Annotated in this window: 19 protein-coding genes; all 19 read left to right on the top strand. The window is 68.8% G+C overall.

Annotated features, from left to right (window positions below; genetic code table 11):
* Positions 1 to 144 precede the first annotated feature (144 nt).
* The 19 genes from ACFXGX_RS26195 (at position 145) to ACFXGX_RS26105 (ending at position 18,899) form a co-directional block, all read left to right on the top strand.
* Entirely contained in the window at positions 145 to 1,959 is a 1,815-nt protein-coding gene (locus ACFXGX_RS26195; protein WP_384795516.1) for a trypsin-like serine protease, read from the top strand.
* A 224-nt stretch (positions 1,960 to 2,183) separates the two neighbouring features.
* Positions 2,184 to 3,320: an LCP family protein gene (locus tag ACFXGX_RS26190; protein ID WP_384795514.1), complete on the top strand. Its 1,137-nt coding sequence runs from the start codon at positions 2,184 to 2,186 to the stop codon at positions 3,318 to 3,320.
* Positions 3,321 to 3,574: 254 nt separating this feature from the next.
* Positions 3,575 to 3,796, top strand: a complete 222-nt coding sequence (gene rpmE / locus ACFXGX_RS26185; protein ID WP_328553393.1) for a 50S ribosomal protein L31 — start codon at positions 3,575 to 3,577, stop codon at positions 3,794 to 3,796.
* A 171-nt stretch (positions 3,797 to 3,967) separates the two neighbouring features.
* Positions 3,968 to 5,044 carry a peptide chain release factor 1 gene (prfA, locus tag ACFXGX_RS26180; RefSeq protein ID WP_384795511.1) on the top strand — a complete coding sequence of 359 codons (1,077 nt, stop codon included), beginning with the start codon at positions 3,968 to 3,970 and terminating at the stop codon, positions 5,042 to 5,044.
* Positions 5,045 to 5,105: 61 nt separating this feature from the next.
* On the top strand, positions 5,106 to 5,951 hold the full coding sequence (prmC, locus tag ACFXGX_RS26175) for a peptide chain release factor N(5)-glutamine methyltransferase (protein WP_355760493.1): 846 nt from the start codon (positions 5,106 to 5,108) through the stop codon (positions 5,949 to 5,951).
* Between the two features lie 116 nt (positions 5,952 to 6,067).
* The gene (locus ACFXGX_RS26170; RefSeq protein WP_384795509.1) at positions 6,068 to 6,715 is read left to right on the top strand and encodes an L-threonylcarbamoyladenylate synthase; all 648 of its coding nucleotides are present in this window, start codon (positions 6,068 to 6,070) and stop codon (positions 6,713 to 6,715) included.
* A 52-nt stretch (positions 6,716 to 6,767) separates the two neighbouring features.
* Positions 6,768 to 7,415: a protein-tyrosine-phosphatase gene (locus tag ACFXGX_RS26165; protein ID WP_384795508.1), complete on the top strand. Its 648-nt coding sequence runs from the start codon at positions 6,768 to 6,770 to the stop codon at positions 7,413 to 7,415.
* 70 nt (positions 7,416 to 7,485) lie between these two features.
* On the top strand, positions 7,486 to 8,724 hold the full coding sequence (gene glyA / locus ACFXGX_RS26160; protein WP_384795506.1) for a serine hydroxymethyltransferase: 1,239 nt from the start codon (positions 7,486 to 7,488) through the stop codon (positions 8,722 to 8,724).
* A 129-nt stretch (positions 8,725 to 8,853) separates the two neighbouring features.
* Positions 8,854 to 10,209: an MraY family glycosyltransferase gene (locus ACFXGX_RS26155; RefSeq protein ID WP_384795504.1), complete on the top strand. Its 1,356-nt coding sequence runs from the start codon at positions 8,854 to 8,856 to the stop codon at positions 10,207 to 10,209.
* A gap of 294 nt (positions 10,210 to 10,503) precedes the next feature.
* Positions 10,504 to 10,941, top strand: a complete 438-nt coding sequence (locus ACFXGX_RS26150) for a hypothetical protein (protein WP_355760478.1) — start codon at positions 10,504 to 10,506, stop codon at positions 10,939 to 10,941.
* A gap of 225 nt (positions 10,942 to 11,166) precedes the next feature.
* The gene (gene atpB, locus ACFXGX_RS26145) at positions 11,167 to 11,988 is read left to right on the top strand and encodes a F0F1 ATP synthase subunit A (RefSeq protein WP_384795502.1); all 822 of its coding nucleotides are present in this window, start codon (positions 11,167 to 11,169) and stop codon (positions 11,986 to 11,988) included.
* Positions 11,989 to 12,062: 74 nt separating this feature from the next.
* Entirely contained in the window at positions 12,063 to 12,293 is a 231-nt protein-coding gene (atpE, locus tag ACFXGX_RS26140) for an ATP synthase F0 subunit C (RefSeq protein WP_031039373.1), read from the top strand.
* A 42-nt stretch (positions 12,294 to 12,335) separates the two neighbouring features.
* Positions 12,336 to 12,881, top strand: coding sequence for a F0F1 ATP synthase subunit B (locus ACFXGX_RS26135; RefSeq protein WP_351543471.1), 546 nt, complete (start codon positions 12,336 to 12,338; stop codon positions 12,879 to 12,881).
* Entirely contained in the window at positions 12,878 to 13,699 is an 822-nt protein-coding gene (locus ACFXGX_RS26130) for a F0F1 ATP synthase subunit delta (RefSeq protein WP_384795499.1), read from the top strand. Before ACFXGX_RS26135 ends, ACFXGX_RS26130 begins: the two co-directional genes overlap by 4 nt.
* A gap of 128 nt (positions 13,700 to 13,827) precedes the next feature.
* Complete coding sequence (gene atpA, locus ACFXGX_RS26125) at positions 13,828 to 15,417, top strand: F0F1 ATP synthase subunit alpha (protein ID WP_384795497.1); 1,590 nt, start codon at positions 13,828 to 13,830, stop codon at positions 15,415 to 15,417.
* Between the two features lie 21 nt (positions 15,418 to 15,438).
* On the top strand, positions 15,439 to 16,353 hold the full coding sequence (locus ACFXGX_RS26120) for a F0F1 ATP synthase subunit gamma (protein WP_384795495.1): 915 nt from the start codon (positions 15,439 to 15,441) through the stop codon (positions 16,351 to 16,353).
* On the top strand, positions 16,353 to 17,789 hold the full coding sequence (gene atpD, locus ACFXGX_RS26115) for a F0F1 ATP synthase subunit beta (protein ID WP_384795493.1): 1,437 nt from the start codon (positions 16,353 to 16,355) through the stop codon (positions 17,787 to 17,789). Before ACFXGX_RS26120 ends, atpD begins: the two co-directional genes overlap by 1 nt.
* A 128-nt stretch (positions 17,790 to 17,917) precedes the next feature.
* A complete protein-coding gene (locus ACFXGX_RS26110) occupies positions 17,918 to 18,292 on the top strand; it encodes a F0F1 ATP synthase subunit epsilon (RefSeq protein ID WP_355760457.1) in 375 nt (124 codons plus the stop codon).
* 160 nt (positions 18,293 to 18,452) lie between these two features.
* A complete protein-coding gene (locus ACFXGX_RS26105) occupies positions 18,453 to 18,899 on the top strand; it encodes a DUF2550 domain-containing protein (protein WP_384795491.1) in 447 nt (148 codons plus the stop codon).
* Positions 18,900 to 19,102 lie beyond the last annotated feature (203 nt).

The following is a 19,102-nucleotide window of genomic DNA, read 5'->3' as shown; positions in this document are numbered from 1 at the left end:
GTTTTCTCTCCCCCCCCCGCGGCCCCCCCCCCCCCCGGGGGGGGGGGGCGCCCGCCCTTTGCGCTGTCCGGCACACGTGTACGATCGCGCCCTTGAACAACTGCTGAAGCAGATCTGAACTCTTATCTCTGAGGGGGGACTTGAGTGGATACGTCCACGTCCGGGGGCGGTAGACACAGACGCCGCATACGGATCGCCGTTCCGGTCGCCGCGGCGGGCCTCGCCGCCGCAGTGGTCGGCGCGCTCCTGGTGTCGTCCGCGAACGCCACGCCCAGCCCGACGCCCGCACCCACCGTGAACCTCGCCAACGCCACGCCGTCCCAGGCCACGCTGGAGAAGCGTGTCGCGGGTGCGCTCGCCGGTGACGACACCGCGGGCCGGACGACCCGGAAGGCGTCCCTGAGCGCTTCCACGACCCCGGCGCACGTGGACCCGAAGATCATCGGCGGTACCACGACCACCATCTCCACGGCCCCGTGGATGGCGCAGCTCTGGTACTACGACGACAAGGGCACCACCAGCGAGGCCGACGACCTCGGCTTCTTCTGCGGTGGCTCCGTCGTGTCGCCGACGAAGATCCTCACCGCCGCGCACTGCGTCAAGGGCTACGACTGGAAGGCCAACGGCGCGGTCATCACCGGTACCGCCCAGCTGCCGACCAGCGACTCGGCGGGCAACACCAACCTGCACGGCGGTACGGTCACCGGCGCCTGGCGCCAGTGGAACCACCCGTCGTACAACTCGACGACCATCGACAACGACATCGCGGTCATCACGCTGGCGAGGCCCGTCACGGCCAAGCCGATCCGCATGACGACGTCCGGTGACACCACGTCGTACGCGGCCGGCACCAACGCGACGCTCTACGGCTGGGGCCGCACCACCTCCACCACGCAGGACATCTCCGAGACGCTGAAGACGGCCACGCTGCCGATCAACTCGGACGCCACCTGCCTGGGCACCTACCCCGCCGACTTCGTCAAGGGCCACATGGTCTGCGCGGGCAAGAAGGCGACCGGCTCCGACGCCGGCACCACCACTGCCTGCAACGGCGACTCGGGCGGCCCGCTGATCGTCGGCGGCCGCATCGTCGGTGTCGTCTCCTGGGGCGTCGAGGACTGCGTCGCCGCCGGCGCGTACAGCGTCTTCTCGAAGGTCAGCACCTACGTCGGCGCCGCCTACCCGCGGGTCGCCGACAGCAACCTGAACGACGACCACAAGGCCGACCTGTGGGTCCGTAACTCGTCGACCAAGACGGGCTACGAGAAGGACTCCAACGGCACCTCGTTCGGCGCGCGCCAGTCGTGGGGTTCGTGGGACGGCGTGAACGTCGTGCTCCAGGCCGACCTCAACCGGGATGGCTACCAGGACTTCGTGGTCCGCGAGAGCGCCACCGGCGACGTCCACTGGATGCACTGGCTGCCCTCCACGGAGGAGTGGGCCAACGACAAGATCTTCACCAACTGGAAGACCCGCACCCGGATCATCGCCCCCGGCGACGTCACCGGCGACGCGCTGCCCGACCTGCTCTCCGTCGACTCCGCCGGAGCGATGTGGGAGTACCCGGGCAAGGGCAACGGCACCTTCTCCGCGCGGATCCAGGTCCGCACCGGCTGGAACCAGTACAACTCCATCCGCGCGAACGGTGACTTCACCGGCGACGGCAAGGCCGACCTGATCGCGCGCACCGGCTCCGGCTCGTACGTCTACCTGTACAAGGGCACCGGCAAGACCGGCAGCGACGCCTTCTCCAGCCGCATCAAGGTGCGCACGTGGGCCGACTACAACGCCTTCGACGCTCCCGGTGACGTGACCGGCGACGGCAAGGCCGACTTCCTGGCCCGCACCCCCGGCGGCACGCTCTACCTGTACCCCGGGACCGGAAAGGCCACCACCGAGATCTTTGCCACAAGGATCTCGGTAGGTACCGATTTCAAGCAGTACGACATCTTCGGCTGACATCGCAGGTGAGCGGGGTTCTCCCCGCTCCGGCCGAACGCAAGCCGAGCACACGGAGTGCCCACCGCGTCACGCGGTGGGCACTTTGCGTCGTGCAACCCTTTCCCGAGTTTCCCCGTCTGACCGTACGGAGTGACCATGGAGCGGTACGCCTCGTCACGACCAGATGGGCCTGGCCCTGAAAGCAGGGGGTAACCGACCGCAAAGAGGAAGCCGAGGTACACATGCCCGCCGAGAGCACGCCGGAGCCCGCCATACCGGGCGACCCCGGCAGCAGCACCCCGCCCCGCCCGAAGAGCAGCCGCCGCAAGCCCCGCAGCGCGCGGAGCAAGGCCCTGCTCGTCACGGCCTGGACCGCGGCGGGTGTCGTGGCGCTCGGCGGCGCCGGAGCCGGCTATCTGTTCTTCAAGCTCAACGGCAACCTCAAGAGCGTCGACATCAACCAGGCGCTCGGCAGCGACCGGCCCCTGAAGGTCGACAACGGCTCGGAGAACATCCTGGTCCTCGGCTCCGACACCCGCTCCGGCACCAACAAGAAGCTGGGCGGCGGCACCGACGACGGCAGCGCCCGCTCCGACACGGCGATGATCGTCCACGTGTACAAGGGCCACAAGCGGGCCAGTGTGGTCTCCATCCCCCGGGACACCCTCGTCAAGCGGCCCTCCTGCACCGACTCCAAGGGCACCGTCCACGGCGCGGTCTCCGACGCGATGTTCAACTCCGCCTACTCCACCGGCGGCGCCGCCTGCGCGGTGAAGACCGTCGAGTCCATGACCGGCATCCGCATGGACCACTACCTCGAGGTCGACTTCAGCGGCTTCCAGAAGCTGATCGACGACCTCGGCGGCGTCACGGTCACCACGACCAAGGCCATCTCCGACAAGGAGAGCCATCTGCACCTCTCGGCCGGGTCCCACGAGCTCGACGGCAAGCAGGCGCTCGGCCTGGTCCGTACCCGGCACGGCGTCGGCGACGGTTCCGACCTCGGCCGCATCCAGCTCCAGCAGGCGTTCATGAAGGCGCTCGTCGACCAGGTCAAGCACATCGGGCTCCTGTCCAACCCGAAAAAGCTGTACGACCTCGCCGACACCGCGACCAAGACGGTGACCACCGACTCCGACCTCGGCAGCGTCACCGACCTCGCGTCCTTCGCGGGCGGCCTCAAGAGCATCGGCTCGTCCCACATGACCATGGTGACGATGCCGGTCCAGTACGACCCGGCCGACGGCAACCGCGTCCTGGTGGACAAGGCCAAGGCCGAGCTGGTGTGGAAGGCGCTGGAGGCCGACCGGCCGATCCCGAAGGCGGCCACCGAGGGAACCGCCACCGGCACCGCGAAGGGCGTCGTCAGCCCCGGCTGAGCCCCGGGGACGTGCACGCGGGCCCACCTGGCCGCGCCCCGGCCGACGTGCACGCGGGCCGGCCCGCCGCACCCCGGCCGTCAAGCGCGCAGGTCAGCTCCGTCCGGCCGGCGCCGAGGCCCCGGGGAATAGATCGCCGCGTCCCCCCGTTTTGGGGGATACGGCCAGTGCTGGCAGACTGGTACGTCGGCCCCGGTTCACGCATCCGCATCCAGCGGCGGCGACCCGGCGCCCTCCCGAAACTAGGAGACACCTTGAAGCGCGACATCCACCCCGAGTACGTCGAGACGCAGGTCAGCTGCACCTGTGGCGCGTCGTTCACCACCCGCAGCACGATCTCCAGCGGCACCGTCCGCGCCGAGGTCTGCTCCGAGTGCCACCCGTTCTACACGGGCAAGCAGAAGATCCTCGACACCGGTGGCCGTGTGGCCCGCTTCGAGGCCCGCTTCGGCAAGGCTGCCGCTGCCAGCAAGTAGCGAGCCCACAGCGCCGGTCTTCGGGGTCCCCTGCACGGGGACGCCGGGACCGGCGCTTTGCGGTCCAGCCCCCTCCCCGGGCTCTCGACGCGTTCGAGCAAGGGGAACCCCACGCCGTACCTACGTCCTCGCACCCTGCACGGAGCCGGGGACAGTCCATTGGAGCCGGAGATGTTCGAGGCGGTCGAGGAACTGATCGGCGAGCACGCCGATCTGGAGAAGAAGCTCGCTGACCCGTCGGTCCACGCCGACCAGGCCAACGCGCGCAAGCTCAACAAGCGCTACGCCGAGCTGACCCCGATCGTCGCGACGTACCGCTCCTGGAAGCAGACCGGGGACGACATCGGCACGGCCAAGGAGTTCGCCGCCGACGACCCCGACTTCGCCGCCGAGGTCAAGGACCTGGAGAAGCAGCGCGAGGAGCTCACCGAGAAGCTCCGCCTGCTGCTGGTCCCGCGCGACCCGAGCGACGACAAGGACGTCATCCTGGAGATCAAGGCGGGCGCCGGCGGTGACGAGTCCGCCCTGTTCGCCGGTGACCTGCTGCGCATGTACCTGCGCTACGCCGAGCGTGTCGGCTGGAAGACCGAGCTCATCGACGCCACCGAGTCCGAGCTCGGCGGCTACAAGGACGTCCAGGTCGCCGTGAAGACCAAGGGCGGCCAGGGTGCCACCGAGCCCGGCCAGGGCGTCTGGGCCCGGATGAAGTACGAGGGCGGCGTGCACCGGGTGCAGCGCGTGCCCTCCACCGAGTCGCAGGGTCGTATCCACACCTCCGCGGCCGGTGTGCTGGTCACGCCCGAGGCCGAGGAGGTCGACGTCGAGATCCTCGCGAACGATCTCCGTATCGACGTCTACCGCTCCTCGGGCCCCGGCGGCCAGTCCGTCAACACGACCGACTCCGCGGTGCGCATCACGCACATTCCCACCGGAGTCGTCGCTTCCTGCCAGAACGAGAAGAGCCAGCTCCAGAACAAGGAGCAGGCGATGCGTATCCTGCGCTCCAGGCTCCTCGCGGCGGCGCAGGAGGAAGCGGAGCGGGAGGCCTCCGACGTCCGCCGCAGCCAGGTCCGCACGGTCGACCGCTCCGAGAAGATCCGTACGTACAACTTCCCGGAGAATCGCATCTCGGACCACCGCGTCGGCTTCAAGGCGTACAACTTGGACCAGGTCCTCGACGGTGAGCTCGACGCCGTCATCCAGGCTTGCGTCGACGCGGACTCGGCCGCCAAGCTCGCCGCCGCGTAACAGACGACAACAGTTCGGCGCCGTACAACTCACGACAACAGCTCAGCCCCGGAGGACCAGCGTGAACCTGCTGCTCGCGGAAGTGGCCCAGGCCACCCAGCGGCTGGCCGACGCCGGCGTGCCCTCGCCGCGCAACGACGCGGAGGAGCTCGCCGCCTTCGTGCACGGCGTGAAGCGGGGCGAGCTGCACAGTGTCAAGGACACCGACTTCGACGCCCGCTACTGGGAGGTGACCGCGCGCCGCGAGGCCCGCGAGCCGCTCCAGCACATCACCGGGCGCGCCTACTTCCGCTACCTCGAACTCCAGGTGGGACCCGGCGTCTTCGTCCCCCGCCCGGAGACCGAGTCGGTCGTCGGCTGGGCCATAGACGCCGTCCGCGCGATGGACGTCGTCGAACCGCTGATCGTCGACCTGTGCACCGGCTCGGGCGCCATCGCGCTCGCCCTCGCCCAGGAGGTCCCGCGCTCCCGCGTGCACGCCGTGGAGCTGTCCGAGGACGCCCTCCGGTGGACGCGCAAGAACGTCGAGGGGTCCAGGGTCGACCTGCGCCAGGGAGACGCCCTCGCGTCGTTCCCCGACCTCGACGGCCAGGTCGACCTGGTGATCTCCAACCCGCCGTACATCCCGCTCACCGAATGGGAGTACGTACAGCCGGAGGCCCGCGACTACGACCCCGAACTCGCCCTGTTCTCCGGCGAGGACGGACTCGACCTCATCCGCGGCATCGAGCGCACCGCGCACCGCCTGCTGCGCCCCGGTGGCGTCGTCGTCATCGAGCACGCCGACACCCAGGGCGGACAGGTGCCCTGGATCTTCACCGAGGAGCGGGGCTGGGCCGACGCGGCCGACCACCCGGACCTCAACAACCGGCCGCGGTTCGCGACCGCCCGCAAGGCGATGCCGTGAGCACGGCCCGCACGGTCCCGGCGCGCGGTGTCCTGGCGACGACGCGCTCCGCGTCCGCCCGCATCGCGTTTCTTCGCACCCCCAGCCAGCAGTACGTGTATGAGGAGGCCTGCTAGATGGCACGGCGATACGACACCAACGACGCGACCGACCGCACCACAGGTCTGCGTGAGGCGGCGTCCGCCGTCCGCCGTGGCGAGCTGGTGGTCCTCCCCACCGACACCGTCTACGGCATCGGCGCCGACGCGTTCACCTCGGAGGCCGTCGCCGATCTGCTCGACGCCAAGGGCCGGGGCCGCAACATGCCGACCCCTGTCCTCATCGGCTCCCCGAACACCCTGCACGGCCTCGTCACGGACTTCTCCGAGATGGCCTGGGAGCTCGTCGACGCGTTCTGGCCGGGTGCCCTGACCCTCGTCGCCAGGCACCAGCCCTCGCTCCAGTGGGACCTGGGGGACACCCGGGGCACCGTGGCGATCCGTATGCCGCTGCACCCCGTCGCCATCGAGCTCCTCACGGAGGTCGGCCCGATGGCCGTGTCCTCCGCCAACCTCACCGGCCACCCCGCGCCGGAGGACTGCGACGCCGCCCAGGGCATGCTCGGCGACTCCGTCTCGGTCTACCTGGACGGCGGCCCGACCCCCGGCATCGTGCCCTCCTCGATCGTCGACGTCACCGGCAAGGTGCCCGTCCTGCTGCGCGCCGGCGCACTGTCGGCGGAGGAGCTCCGGAAGGTCGTACCCGACCTCGAGGTGGCGAATTGACAGCCCCCGAGGCCTACGGGCTCCCCGCTCGGCCGGAGCAGGGAGCAGCCCCATGCGTGGCATAGGCACGGGGATCACCGTGACCGGCGGATCCCCGAACGGGTCCTTCCGCATCCTCTATGTCAGCACCGGCAACGTGTGCCGCTCGCCGATCACCGAGCGGCTGACCCGGCATGCCCTGGCGGACCGGCTGGGCGACCCCCTGTGGGGCGGCCTCATCGTGGAGAGCGCCGGCACCTGGGGCCACGAGGGCGCGCCCATGGAGGCCAACGCGGCGACCGTGCTGACCGACTTCGGGGCGGACCCCTCCGGCTTCGTGGGGCGCGAGCTGCTCGACGACCACGTCATCCGCGCCGACCTGGTGCTGACGGCCACCCGCGACCACCGGGCCCAGGTCATCTCCATGGGGCACTCCGCCGGACTGCGCACCTTCACGCTGAAGGAGTTCACCCGGCTGGTGCGCGCCATAGACCCCGCGACCCTGCCGCCCCTCCGGGACGGCGTGATCGAGCGTGCCGTCGCCCTGGTGCGGGCCGCCGCCGCGCTGCGCGGCTGGCTGCTGGCCCCGACCGCGGAAGCCGACGAGGTGTTCGACCCGTACGGGGCGCCCCTGCCGTTCTTCCGGTCCATCGGGGACGAGATCAACGAGGCGCTGGACCCGGTCGTCACTGCTCTGACGGGGGTACCCGCGCGGACGTGACACCGGGCGTGCCACCGGTCCCGGTTCTACATTGGACGTAAGCGTCCCCCGCAGATGTCCGGAGTCCACCATGCCGGTCGCCACCATGCCCGATGCGGATGTACTGAGCCGCCAGGATCCCGAGCTCGCCGAGATCCTGCGCGGTGAGCTGGACCGGCAGTCGACCACGCTGCAGCTCATCGCGGCGGAGAACTTCACCTCGCCGGCCGTGCTGGCGACGCTCGGCTCGCCGCTGGCGAACAAGTACGCCGAGGGCTATCCCGGCGCCCGCCATCACGGCGGCTGCGAGATCGTCGACGTCGCCGAGCGGATCGCCGTCGACCGCGCCAAGGCCCTCTTCGGCGCCGATCACGCCAACGTGCAGTCCCACTCCGGGAGTTCGGCCGTGCTGGCCGCGTACGCCGCCCTGCTGCGGCCCGGTGACACCGTGCTGGCGATGGGCCTGCCCTTCGGCGGTCATCTCACGCACGGGTCGCCCGCGAACTTCTCGGGCCGCTGGTTCGACTTCGTCGGCTACGGCGTCGAGGCGGAGTCGGGACTGATCGACTACGAGCAGGTGCGCACCCTGGCCCGCGCCCGTCGCCCCAAGGCCGTCGTCTGCGGGTCGATCTCGTACCCGCGGCACATCGACTACGCGCTGTTCCGGGAGATCGCCGACGAGGTCGGCGCCTATCTCATCGCGGACGCCGCCCACCCGATCGGGCTCGTCGCGGGGGGAGCGGCGCCGAACCCGGTGCCGTACGCCGATGTCGTGTGCGCCACCACGCACAAGGTGCTGCGCGGGCCGCGCGGCGGGATGGTCCTGTGCGGCGGTGAGCTGGCCGAGCGGATCGACCGGGCCGTCTTCCCGTTCACGCAGGGCGGTGCGCAGATGAACGCCATCGCGGCCAAGGCGGTCGCCTTCGGCGAGGCGGCGACCCCGGCCTTCACGGCGTACGCCCATCAGGTGACCGCGAACGCGCGCGTGCTGGCCGCGGGCCTCGAGGCGGAGGGGCTCGCGGTCACCACGGGCGGCACCGACACCCATCTGCTGGTCGCGGATCCGGTGCCGCTCGGCGTCGACGGGCGGACCGCGCGGGGCCGGCTGGCCGCGGCCGGTATGGTCCTCGACACCTGTGCGTTGCCTCACGGCGACGCCCGCGGCCTGCGGCTCGGTACCGCGGCGCTGACCACGCAGGGGATGGACGAGCCGGAGATGGCGCGGGTCGCGGCCCTCTTCGCGGGGGTGCTGCGGGACGAGATCGACAGCCGGACGGCACGGGAGGAAGTGCGGGAACTGACGGGGAGATTTCCGCCTTATCCGGACTGACCGGGGGTACGCGTACCGAGCCGCACAGCCACACGTGCAACCATCGTCGCTACCCGAAAGTCCTCAACCATATGCGTGCATCGCTAGGGTGTGGGGCTGTGATGGCCAGCGAGACCTGTGGGGAAGCCCGTGCGTGAATACCTGCTGACGCTCTGCATCACGGCCGCGGTGACGTACCTGCTGACAGGGCCGGTACGGAAATTCGCGATCGTGGCCGGAGCCATGCCGGAAATCCGGGCGCGCGACGTGCACCGTGAACCCACGCCGAGGCTCGGCGGCATCGCGATGTTCTTCGGTCTGTGCGCCGGTCTGCTGGTCGCGGACCACCTGACGAACCTCAACGAGGTCTTCGCCAACTCGAACGAACCGCGTGCCCTTCTCTCCGGAGCCGCGCTGATCTGGCTGATCGGCGTGCTGGACGACAAGTTCGAGATCGACGCCCTGATCAAGCTCGGCGGTCAGATGATCGCCGCCGGCGTGATGGTCATGCAGGGTCTGACGATCCTGTGGCTGCCGATCCCCGGGGTCGGTCTGGTCGCGCTGACCCAGTGGCAGGGCACGCTGCTGACGGTGGCGCTCGTCGTCATCACGATCAACGCGGTCAACTTCGTGGACGGCCTCGACGGGCTGGCCGCCGGCATGGTGTGCATCGCGTCCGCCGCGTTCTTCCTGTACGCCTACCGGATCTGGTACTCGTACGGCATCGAGGCGGCTGCCCCGGCGACGCTGTTCGCGGCGATCCTGATGGGCATGTGCCTGGGCTTCCTGCCGCACAACATGCATCCCGCGCGGATCTTCATGGGCGACTCCGGGTCGATGCTCATCGGGCTGGTGCTGGCCGCCGGCGCCATCTCCATCACCGGGCAGATCGACCCCGATGTGATGAACCTCTTCACCGGTTCCCCGCGCAACACCGTGCACCAGACGGTGCCCGTGTTCATCCCGCTGCTGCTGCCGCTGACGATCATCGCGATCCCGGCCGCCGACCTGGTGCTCGCGATCGTGCGGCGCACCTGGCGCGGGCAGTCGCCGTTCGCCGCGGACCGGGGGCATCTGCACCACCGCCTGCTGGAGGTCGGCCACTCGCACAGCCGCGCGGTCCTGATCATGTACTTCTGGTCGGCGCTGATCGCGTTCGGCGCCCTCGCGTACTCGGTCAACTCCGGGGCCATGTGGAGCGTGCTCACCATCGCGGCGCTCAGCGCCGTCGGTCTCGTGCTGCTCCTGCTGCCGCGCTTCACACCGCGTGCCCCGCGCTGGGCCGAGCACCTCCTGCCGCCGCGCTACCGCCGCCGCAGGGCCGCCGCGGCCACCGCCCGGGACGCGGCGCCCGTGACCCACGAGGCGGCGTCCGCGGGCGAGCCGGACGAGGCGCGTGAGCACCGTGCTCCGGCGGTTGCCGGAGTCTCAGGAGTCAACGGAGCGACGGCGATCGGTACCCGTCCGCGACTTCTGGACCGGCGTGAGGCCGAGTCCTCGCGCTGAGCCGAAGGTAAGAATCTGACTAACGCGTGACCAAATCGTGGGGGAGTAAAGCGCCCCAATATCAGACAAAGGGGCGCTTGAAATGCACAGACGCGCAGCTTCACCCTCATGTGTGACAGTCAGCACACCAACCAGGTAAAGACCTCATCAAATAGTTTGTGATACGGTTCACGAGAACCCAGGGCAGAGCCGAAGGACCCCTGTACGACGGTCCTTTGGCGTGAGGTTCTCTCTCAGCCCGGGACTACGCTCGTCCATGACGACACGCCCCCCTTAGCAAGCGGAGTTGCCGCCATGCCGTCCAATGACGCCCGGATCCTCCTTCAGGCCGCCGTACCCACGGCCGCCGTCGGCGCGATTGCCGCCGTCGTCAGCGGCGTGGTCGCCGGCGGCAAGGGGGCCCTCGGGGCGGTCGTCGCGACGCTGGTGGTGCTCCTCTTCATGGGACTCGGCCTCTACGTCCTGCAGCGCACTGCCAAATCGCTTCCGCACTTGTTCCAGGCGATGGGTCTCCTGCTGTACACGGCACAAATTCTTCTGCTCTTCATCTTTGTCGCCGCGTTCAAGAACACATCGCTGTTCAACCCCAAGTCCTTCGCGCTCACCCTGGTCGTCACCACGCTCGTGTGGATCGGCGCACAGGCACGTGCCCATATGAAGGCCAAGATCCTCTACGTCGAACCCGACTCCTCGAAGGCCGAAAAGCCCGAAAACAAGGGGCACTCGTCGTGAGGGGTAGGGCCGGGATAAGTGCACGCGGGAGATCCTGCTATCGTCCGGTGCCAACTGCGGCATCGCGGGCGCGGGCATCTGAGCTGACGCCTGTTCGATCGCGAGGCTTGATGCCCCTCTGCCGCCCCCACATCCGTAACACCAGCCCAGTGCCGAACCGCGGCTGCGCGCCGCGCCGACACAACGAGGATGCCGTACCTATGCGCCACGCTGAAGGAGCCCGCGGTGAGTGCTGACCCGACGCAGGTGCTCGCCTTCGAGACCGACTGCCACATCTTCGACGGTTGTGGCTTCCCGGCACCCGGCCTGCACTCGTTCCTGTTCGAGCCTCTCTGGGGCGACGGGGACAGCAACTTGTACTTCAACAAGACGATGCTCCTGGCGCTGCTCGGCTCGATCGTCATCGTCGGCTTCTTCTGGGCCGCCTTCCGCAAGCCGAAGGTCGTCCCGGGCAAGCTGCAGATGGTCGCCGAGACCGGCTACGACTTCATCCGTCGCGGCGTCGTCTACGAGACGATCGGCAAGAAGGAAGGCGAGAAGTACGTCCCGCTGGTCGTCTCGCTGTTCTTCTTCATCTGGATGATGAACCTCTGGTCGATCATTCCGGTCGCGCAGTTCCCGGTCACGGCGATCATCTCGTACCCCGCGGTGCTGGCCGGAATCGTCTACATCATCTGGGTGTCCCTGACGTTCAAGCGCCACGGATTCGTCGGAGCCTTCAAGAACTTCAGCGGCTACGACAAGTCGCTGGGCCCGGTTCTGCCGCTCGCCATGTTCATCGAGCTGCTCTCGAACCTGATCGTCCGGCCGTTCACGCACGCGGTGCGACTCTTCGCGAACATGTTCGCGGGTCACACCCTGCTGCTGCTGTTCACGATCGCGTCCTGGTACCTGCTCAACGGCGTCGGGATCGCCTACGCCGGCGTCTCGTTCGTCATGGTCATCGTCATGACGGCCTTCGAGCTGTTCATCCAGGCCCTGCAGGCCTATGTCTTCGTGCTGCTGACCTGCACCTTCATCCAGGGCGCGCTGGCCGAGCACCACTGAGCTGCCCGCCTCTCGACCCCGCATTCGTCCGGTGGCCAACCCCCACCGGTCCGTAAAGAAAAGGAAGAACTGGCATGTCCCAGACCCTTGCCGCTGTCTCCGGCTCGCTCGGCTCGATCGGTTACGGCCTCGCGGCCATCGGCCCCGGCGTCGGCGTCGGCATCATCTTCGGTAACGGCACCCAGGCTCTCGCCCGTCAGCCCGAGGCCGCCGGTCTGATCCGCGCCAACCAGATCCTCGGCTTCGCCTTCTGTGAGGCGCTCGCCCTCATCGGTCTGGTCATGCCGTTCGTCTACGGCGTCTGATCCACCCGATCAGCGACAGCCCACTAGACGAAAGGCACTGACATGAGCCACTTGCTCATTCTGGCGGCCGAGGAGAAGGAAAACCCTCTCATCCCGCCGATCCCCGAGCTTGTCATCGGCCTGCTCGCCTTCGTCATCGTCTTCGGTTTCCTGGCCTGGAAGCTTCTCCCGAACATCAACAAGGTTCTGGAGCAGCGCCGCGAGGCCATCGAGGGCGGTATCGAGAAGGCCGAGGCCGCGCAGACCGAGGCCCAGAGCGTTCTTGAGCAGTACAAGGCTCAGCTCGCCGAAGCCCGGCACGAGGCCGCGCGCCTGCGTCAGGAAGCGACGGAGCAGGGCGCCACGCTCATCGCCGAGATGCGCGCGGAAGGCCAGCGGCAGCGCGAGGAGATCGTCGCCGCCGGTCACACGCAGATCGAGGCAGACCGCAAGGCCGCCGCTCAGGCGCTGCGTCAGGACGTCGGCCACCTGGCCACCGACCTGGCCGGCAAGCTCGTCGGCGAGTCCCTCGAGGACCACGCCCGGCAGAGCCGCGTCATCGACCGTTTCCTCTCCGAGCTTGAGGAGAAGGCCGAGGCGACTCGATGACAGCGCACGGAGCGAGCCGCGAGGCAACCGCAGCCGCACGTGAGCGTCTCGACGCGCTGACGGACTCGACGTCCGTGGACGCGGCACAGCTCGCCGACGAGCTGGCCGCGGTCACCGCGCTGCTCCACCGCGAGGTGTCGCTGCGTCGGGTCCTCACCGACCCGGCGCAGCCCGGCGAGGCCAAGGCCGAGCTGGTCCAGCGCCTGCTCGGCACCCAGGTGGGCGGCACCACCGCCGACCTGGTGTCCGGCATGGTGCGTTCCCGCTGGTCGCAGCCCCGCGACCTGGTGGACGCCCTTGAGGAGCTCACCGCCACCGCCGACCTCACGGCGGCGCAGCGGACGGGCGCGCTCGACAACGTCGAGGACGAGCTGTTCCGCTTCGGCCGGATCGTCGCCTCGAACACCGAGCTGCGCGCCGCGCTGACCGACCGGGCCGCCACCACGGCGGCCAAGAGCGAGCTGCTGCACAGCCTGCTCGGCGGCCGGGCCGACGTGACGACCGAGCGTCTGGTGACGCGTCTCGTGACCGCGCCCCGCGGACGTAGCCTGGAAGCGGGACTCGAGTCCCTGTCCAGGCTCGCCGCCGAGCGCCGCGACCGCATGGTCGCCGTGGTCACCTCCGCGGTGCCGCTGAGCGACGGACAGAAGCAGCGCCTCGGTGCCGCTCTGGCGAAGCTCTACGGCCGCCCGATGCACCTCAACCTCGACGTGGACCCCGATGTCCTCGGCGGGATCCGGGTGCAGGTCGGCGACGAGGTCATCAACGGCTCCATCGCGGACCGTCTTGAGGACGCCGCCCGCCGCATGGCGAGCTAGTAATCACACAAGCAGTACGCAATTACGGCCCTGGTTGGGCCGTGCAGAGGATTCACCTCTCATCGGGGGGAGTCCCCCAGCCCCCCAAAGTGAAACTTCGGGCCCAACAAGGAGAGCAGGGAACCCAGATGGCGGAGCTCACGATCCGGCCGGAGGAGATCCGGGACGCACTGGAGAACTTTGTCCAGTCGTACCAGCCGGACGCGGCCTCGCGCGAGGAGGTCGGTACGGTCACCGTCGCCGGCGACGGTATCGCCAAGATCGAGGGTCTTCCCTCGGCCATGGCGAACGAGCTGCTGAAGTTCGAGGACGGAACCCTCGGCCTCGCGCTGAACCTGGAAGAGCGCGAGATCGGCGCGGTCGTCCTCGGCGAGTTCAGCGGTATCGAAGAGGGCCAGCCGGTGCAGCGCACCGGTGAGGTGCTGTCCGTCGCCGTGGGCGAGGGCTACCTCGGCCGCGTCGTCGACCCGCTCGGCAACCCGATCGACGGCCTCGGCGAGATCGAGACGTCCGGCCGCCGCGCCCTCGAGCTGCAGGCCCCGGGCGTCATGGTCCGCAAGTCGGTGCACGAGCCGATGGAGACGGGCTACAAGGCCGTCGACGCGATGACCCCGATCGGCCGTGGCCAGCGTCAGCTGATCATCGGCGACCGTCAGACCGGCAAGACCGCGCTGGCCGTCGACACGATCATCAACCAGCGCGACAACTGGCGCTCGGGCGACACCAAGAAGCAGGTCCGCTGCATCTACGTCGCCATCGGCCAGAAGGGTTCGACCATCGCCTCCGTGCGTGGCGCCCTCGAAGAGGCCGGCGCGCTGGAGTACACGACCATCGTCGCCGCCCCGGCGTCCGACCCGGCCGGCTTCAAGTACCTTGCGCCGTACACCGGTTCGGCCATCGGCCAGCAGTGGATGTACGAGGGCAAGCACGTCCTCATCATCTTCGACGACCTCTCGAAGCAGGCCGACGCCTACCGCGCCGTGTCCCTGCTGCTCCGTCGCCCGCCGGGCCGCGAGGCCTACCCCGGCGACGTCTTCTACCTGCACTCCCGTCTGCTGGAGCGCTGCGCGAAGCTCTCCGACGACCTGGGCGCCGGTTCGATGACGGGTCTGCCGATCGTCGAGACCAAGGCGAACGACGTGTCGGCGTTCATCCCGACCAACGTCATCTCCATCACCGACGGCCAGTGCTTCCTGGAGTCCGACCTGTTCAACGCCGGCCAGCGTCCGGCCCTGAACGTCGGTATCTCGGTCTCCCGCGTCGGTGGCTCCGCCCAGCACAAGGCGATGAAGCAGGTCTCCGGCCGTCTTCGCCTCGACCTGGCCCAGTACCGCGAGCTGGAGGCGTTCGCCGCCTTCGGTTCCGACCTGGACGCCGCGTCGAAGTCGCAGCTGGAGCGCGGTCAGCGTCTGGTCGAGCTGCTCAAGCAGGCTCAGTACCAGCCGATGGCCACCGAGGACCAGGTCGTCTCCGTGTGGTCCGCGACCACCGGCAAGATGGACGACGTGCCGGTCGCCGACATCCGCCGCTTCGAGAAGGAGCTCCTGGAGTACCTGCACCGCAAGGAGCAGGGCCTCATGACCTCCATCAAGGAGGGCGGCAAGATGTCGGACGACACGCTCACCGCCATCGCCGACGGCATCGCTGACTTCAAGAAGCAGTTCGAGACCTCGGACGGGAAGCTTCTCGGCGAGGACGCTCCGGCCGCCGCCAAGTGACGTAAGGAAGGGACCTGACTCATGGGAGCCCAGCTCCGGGTCTACAAGCGTCGCATCCGATCCGTCACCGCGACCAAGAAGATCACCAAGGCGATGGAGATGATCGCCGCCTCGCGCGTCGTCAAGGCGCAGCGCAAGGTGGCGGCCTCCACGCCCTACGCGACCGAGCTCACGCGCGCGGTCACGGCGGTCGGCACCGGCTCGAACACCAAGCACCCGCTGACCACGGAGGCGGAGACGGCGACCCGTTCCGCGGTTCTGCTCCTCACGAGCGACCGCGGACTGGCCGGCGCCTTCAACTCCAACGCCATCAAGGCGGCGGAGCAGCTGACCGCCCGTCTCGAGGCCGAGGGCAAGAAGGTCGACACGTACATCGTCGGCCGCCGCGGTCTGGCCCACTACAACTTCCGCGAGCGCAAGGTCGTGGAATCGTGGTCGGGCTTCACCGACGAGCCCACCTACGCGGACGCGAAGAAGGTCGCGGGTCCGCTGATCGAGGCCATCGAGAAGGACACGGCGGAGGGCGGCGTGGATGAACTCCACATCGTCTACACCGAGTTCGTCTCGATGATGACGCAGACGGCCATCGACGGCCGGCTGCTTCCGCTTCGCCTCGAAGAGGTGGCGGAGGAAGCGCCCGAGGGCGAGATCCTTCCGCTGTTCGAGTTCGAGCCGTCGGCGGAGGACGTCCTTGACGCCCTGTTGCCGCGCTACGTCGAGAGCCGTATCTACAACGCGCTGCTCCAGTCGGCTGCCTCCAAGCACGCCGCCACGCGCCGCGCGATGAAGTCGGCGACCGACAACGCGGGAGACCTGATCACCTCGCTCTCCCGTCTTGCCAATGCGGCCCGCCAGGCCGAAATCACCCAGGAAATCAGCGAGATCGTCGGCGGCTCCGCAGCCCTTGCCGACGCGACCGCGGGGAGTGACAAGTAATGACGACGACTTCTGAGACGGCCGTTGCCACGGGCCGCGTCGCCCGGGTCATCGGCCCGGTCGTCGACGTGGAGTTCCCCGTCGACGCGATGCCGGAGATCTACAACGCCCTTCACGTCGAGGTGGCCGACCCGGCCAACGCCGGCGAGCTGAAGACGCTGACCCTGGAAGTCGCCCAGCACCTGGGTGACGGCCTCGTCCGCACGATCTCGATGCAGCCCACCGACGGTCTGGTCCGCCAGGCCGCGGTCACCGACACCGGAGCCGGCATCACGGTTCCCGTCGGTGACTTCACCAAGGGCAAGGTGTTCAACACCCTCGGTGAGGTGCTGAACACCGACGAGAAGTACTCGGGCGAGCGCTGGTCCATCCACCGCAAGGCCCCGCGCTTCGACGAGCTCGAGTCGAAGACCGAGATGTTCGAGACCGGCGTCAAGGTCATCGACCTTCTCACCCCGTACGTCAAGGGTGGAAAGATCGGTCTGTTCGGTGGTGCCGGCGTCGGCAAGACGGTGCTCATCCAGGAGATGATCTACCGCGTCGCCAACAACCACGACGGTGTCTCCGTGTTCGCCGGTGTCGGTGAGCGCACGCGTGAGGGCAACGACCTCATCGCGGAGATGGCGGAGTCGGGCGTCATCGACAAGACCGCCCTTGTCTTCGGCCAGATGGACGAGCCCCCGGGCACCCGTCTGCGCGTGGCCCTCGCGGGTCTGACCATGGCGGAGTACTTCCGCGATGTGCAGAAGCAGGACGTGCTGTTCTTCGTGGACAACATCTTCCGCTTCACGCAGGCCGGTTCCGAGGTCTCGACCCTGCTCGGCCGTATGCCCTCCGCGGTGGGTTACCAGCCGAACCTGGCCGACGAGATGGGTCTCCTCCAGGAGCGCATCACCTCGACCCGCGGTCACTCGATCACCTCGATGCAGGCGATCTACGTCCCCGCGGACGACCTGACCGACCCGGCCCCGGCCACCACGTTCGCCCACCTCGACGCGACGACGGTTCTCTCCCGTCCGATCTCCGAGAAGGGCATCTACCCGGCCGTGGACCCGCTGGACTCCACGTCCCGCATCCTGGACCCCCGCTACATCGCGGCGGACCACTACGCGGCCGCGATGCGCGTCAAGTCGGTTCTTCAGAAGTACAAGGACCTTCAGGACATCATCGCGATCCTCGGTATCGACGAGCTGGGCGAGGAGGACAAGCTCACCGTCCACCGCGCCCGTCGCGTGGAGCGCTTCCTGTCCCAGAACACCCACGTCGCCAAGCAGTTCACCGGCGTCGACGGGTCGGACGTCCCGCTGGACGAGTCGATCGCGGCCTTCAACGCGATCATCGACGGTGAGTACGACCACTTCCCGGAGCAGGCGTTCTTCCTGTGCGGTGGCATTGAGGACCTCAAGGCCAACGCCAAGGAGCTCGGCGTCTCCTGAACCTCGTGTTCTTGAGTGAGGGGGCGGGACCACACCTCGCGGGGTGCGGTCCTTCCCCCTCCGTACGCCTACTAGACTTTGACCCAACACCCGGCAGCAACGCCGGGTGGTGACCCGAGGAGCCCACCTTGGCTGCTGAGCTGCACGTCGAGCTCGTCGCCGCGGACCGCAGTGTCTGGTCCGGCGAGGCCACCCTGGTCGTCGCGCGTACCACGTCCGGCGACATCGGCGTCATGCCCGGTCACCAGCCGCTTCTCGGTGTGCTGGAGTCGGGCCCGGTGACCATTCGTACGAGTGATGGTGGAACGGTCGTCGCCGCGGTGCACGGCGGTTTCATCTCCTTCGCCGACAACAAGCTGTCGCTGCTGGCCGAGATCGCCGAGCTGTCGGACGAGATCGATGTCCAGCGTGCGGAGCGGGCGCTCGAGCGCGCGAAGTCGGACGCCGACGCGTCCGCCGAGCGTCGCGCGGACGTCCGTCTGCGCGCGGTGTCGACGCGCTGACCATCGGTGCGACCCCAGGCCTTTAGGCGCTGGGGGAGCACTGTGTGAAGCTTTGCCTCAGCCGCGGCTGGGACCGGATCACTCCGGCCCTGGCCGCGGCTGAGGCAAATCCGGACGTTTTTTCTTTTCCGTTACCTAGGAGACGAGGAGGTCGGTGTCGATGGTCCTCGCTCTGACTGTGTGCGGAGTGGTAGTAGCGCTCGTGGTGGTGGGGCTGTTCGTCTTCGGCCTCCGCCGCCGGCTCATCCAGCGCTCCGGCGGAACGTTCGACTGCAGCCTGCGCTGGGACGTCCCCGAGAAGGGTGACCTCAGCGGCAAGGGCTGGAGCTACGGGGTGGCCCGCTACAACGGCGACCGGGTCGAGTGGTACCGCGTCTTCTCGTACGCCCCCCGTCCGCGCCGCGTCCTCGAACGCTCGGCGATCGAGGTGGCCGGCCGTCGCGCCGCCGAGGGCGAGGAGGAACTCGCGCTGCTCTCCGACGCGATCATCCTGGCCTGTCAGCACCGCGGGACGCGCCTCGAACTGGCGATGAGCGAGGACGCGCTGACCGGTTTCCTCGCCTGGCTGGAAGCGGCCCCGCCGGGACAACGGGTGAACGTCGCGTAGCGACGTTCAGGGCCCCGTTGGATGGGGGTCCCCCCGGTCGCGGAGCGGTTGGGGGAGGGTGAACGTCGCGTAGCGACGTTCAGGGCCCCGTTGGATGGGGGTCCCTCCCGGCCGCGGAGCGGTTGGGGGAGGGTGAACGTGGCCTGAGGCCCCTGAACAGCGAACCGCGGACAGACCCGGAGGTCTGCCCGCGGTTTTCGGTG

It is taken from the genome of Streptomyces sp. NPDC059371, assembly GCF_042751995.1.
In the GTDB taxonomy this organism is placed as follows: Bacteria; Actinomycetota; Actinomycetes; order Streptomycetales; family Streptomycetaceae; genus Streptomyces.
The sequence above is the reverse complement of the archived record's forward strand: the minus strand, read 5'-3'. Positions and strand labels throughout refer to the sequence as shown.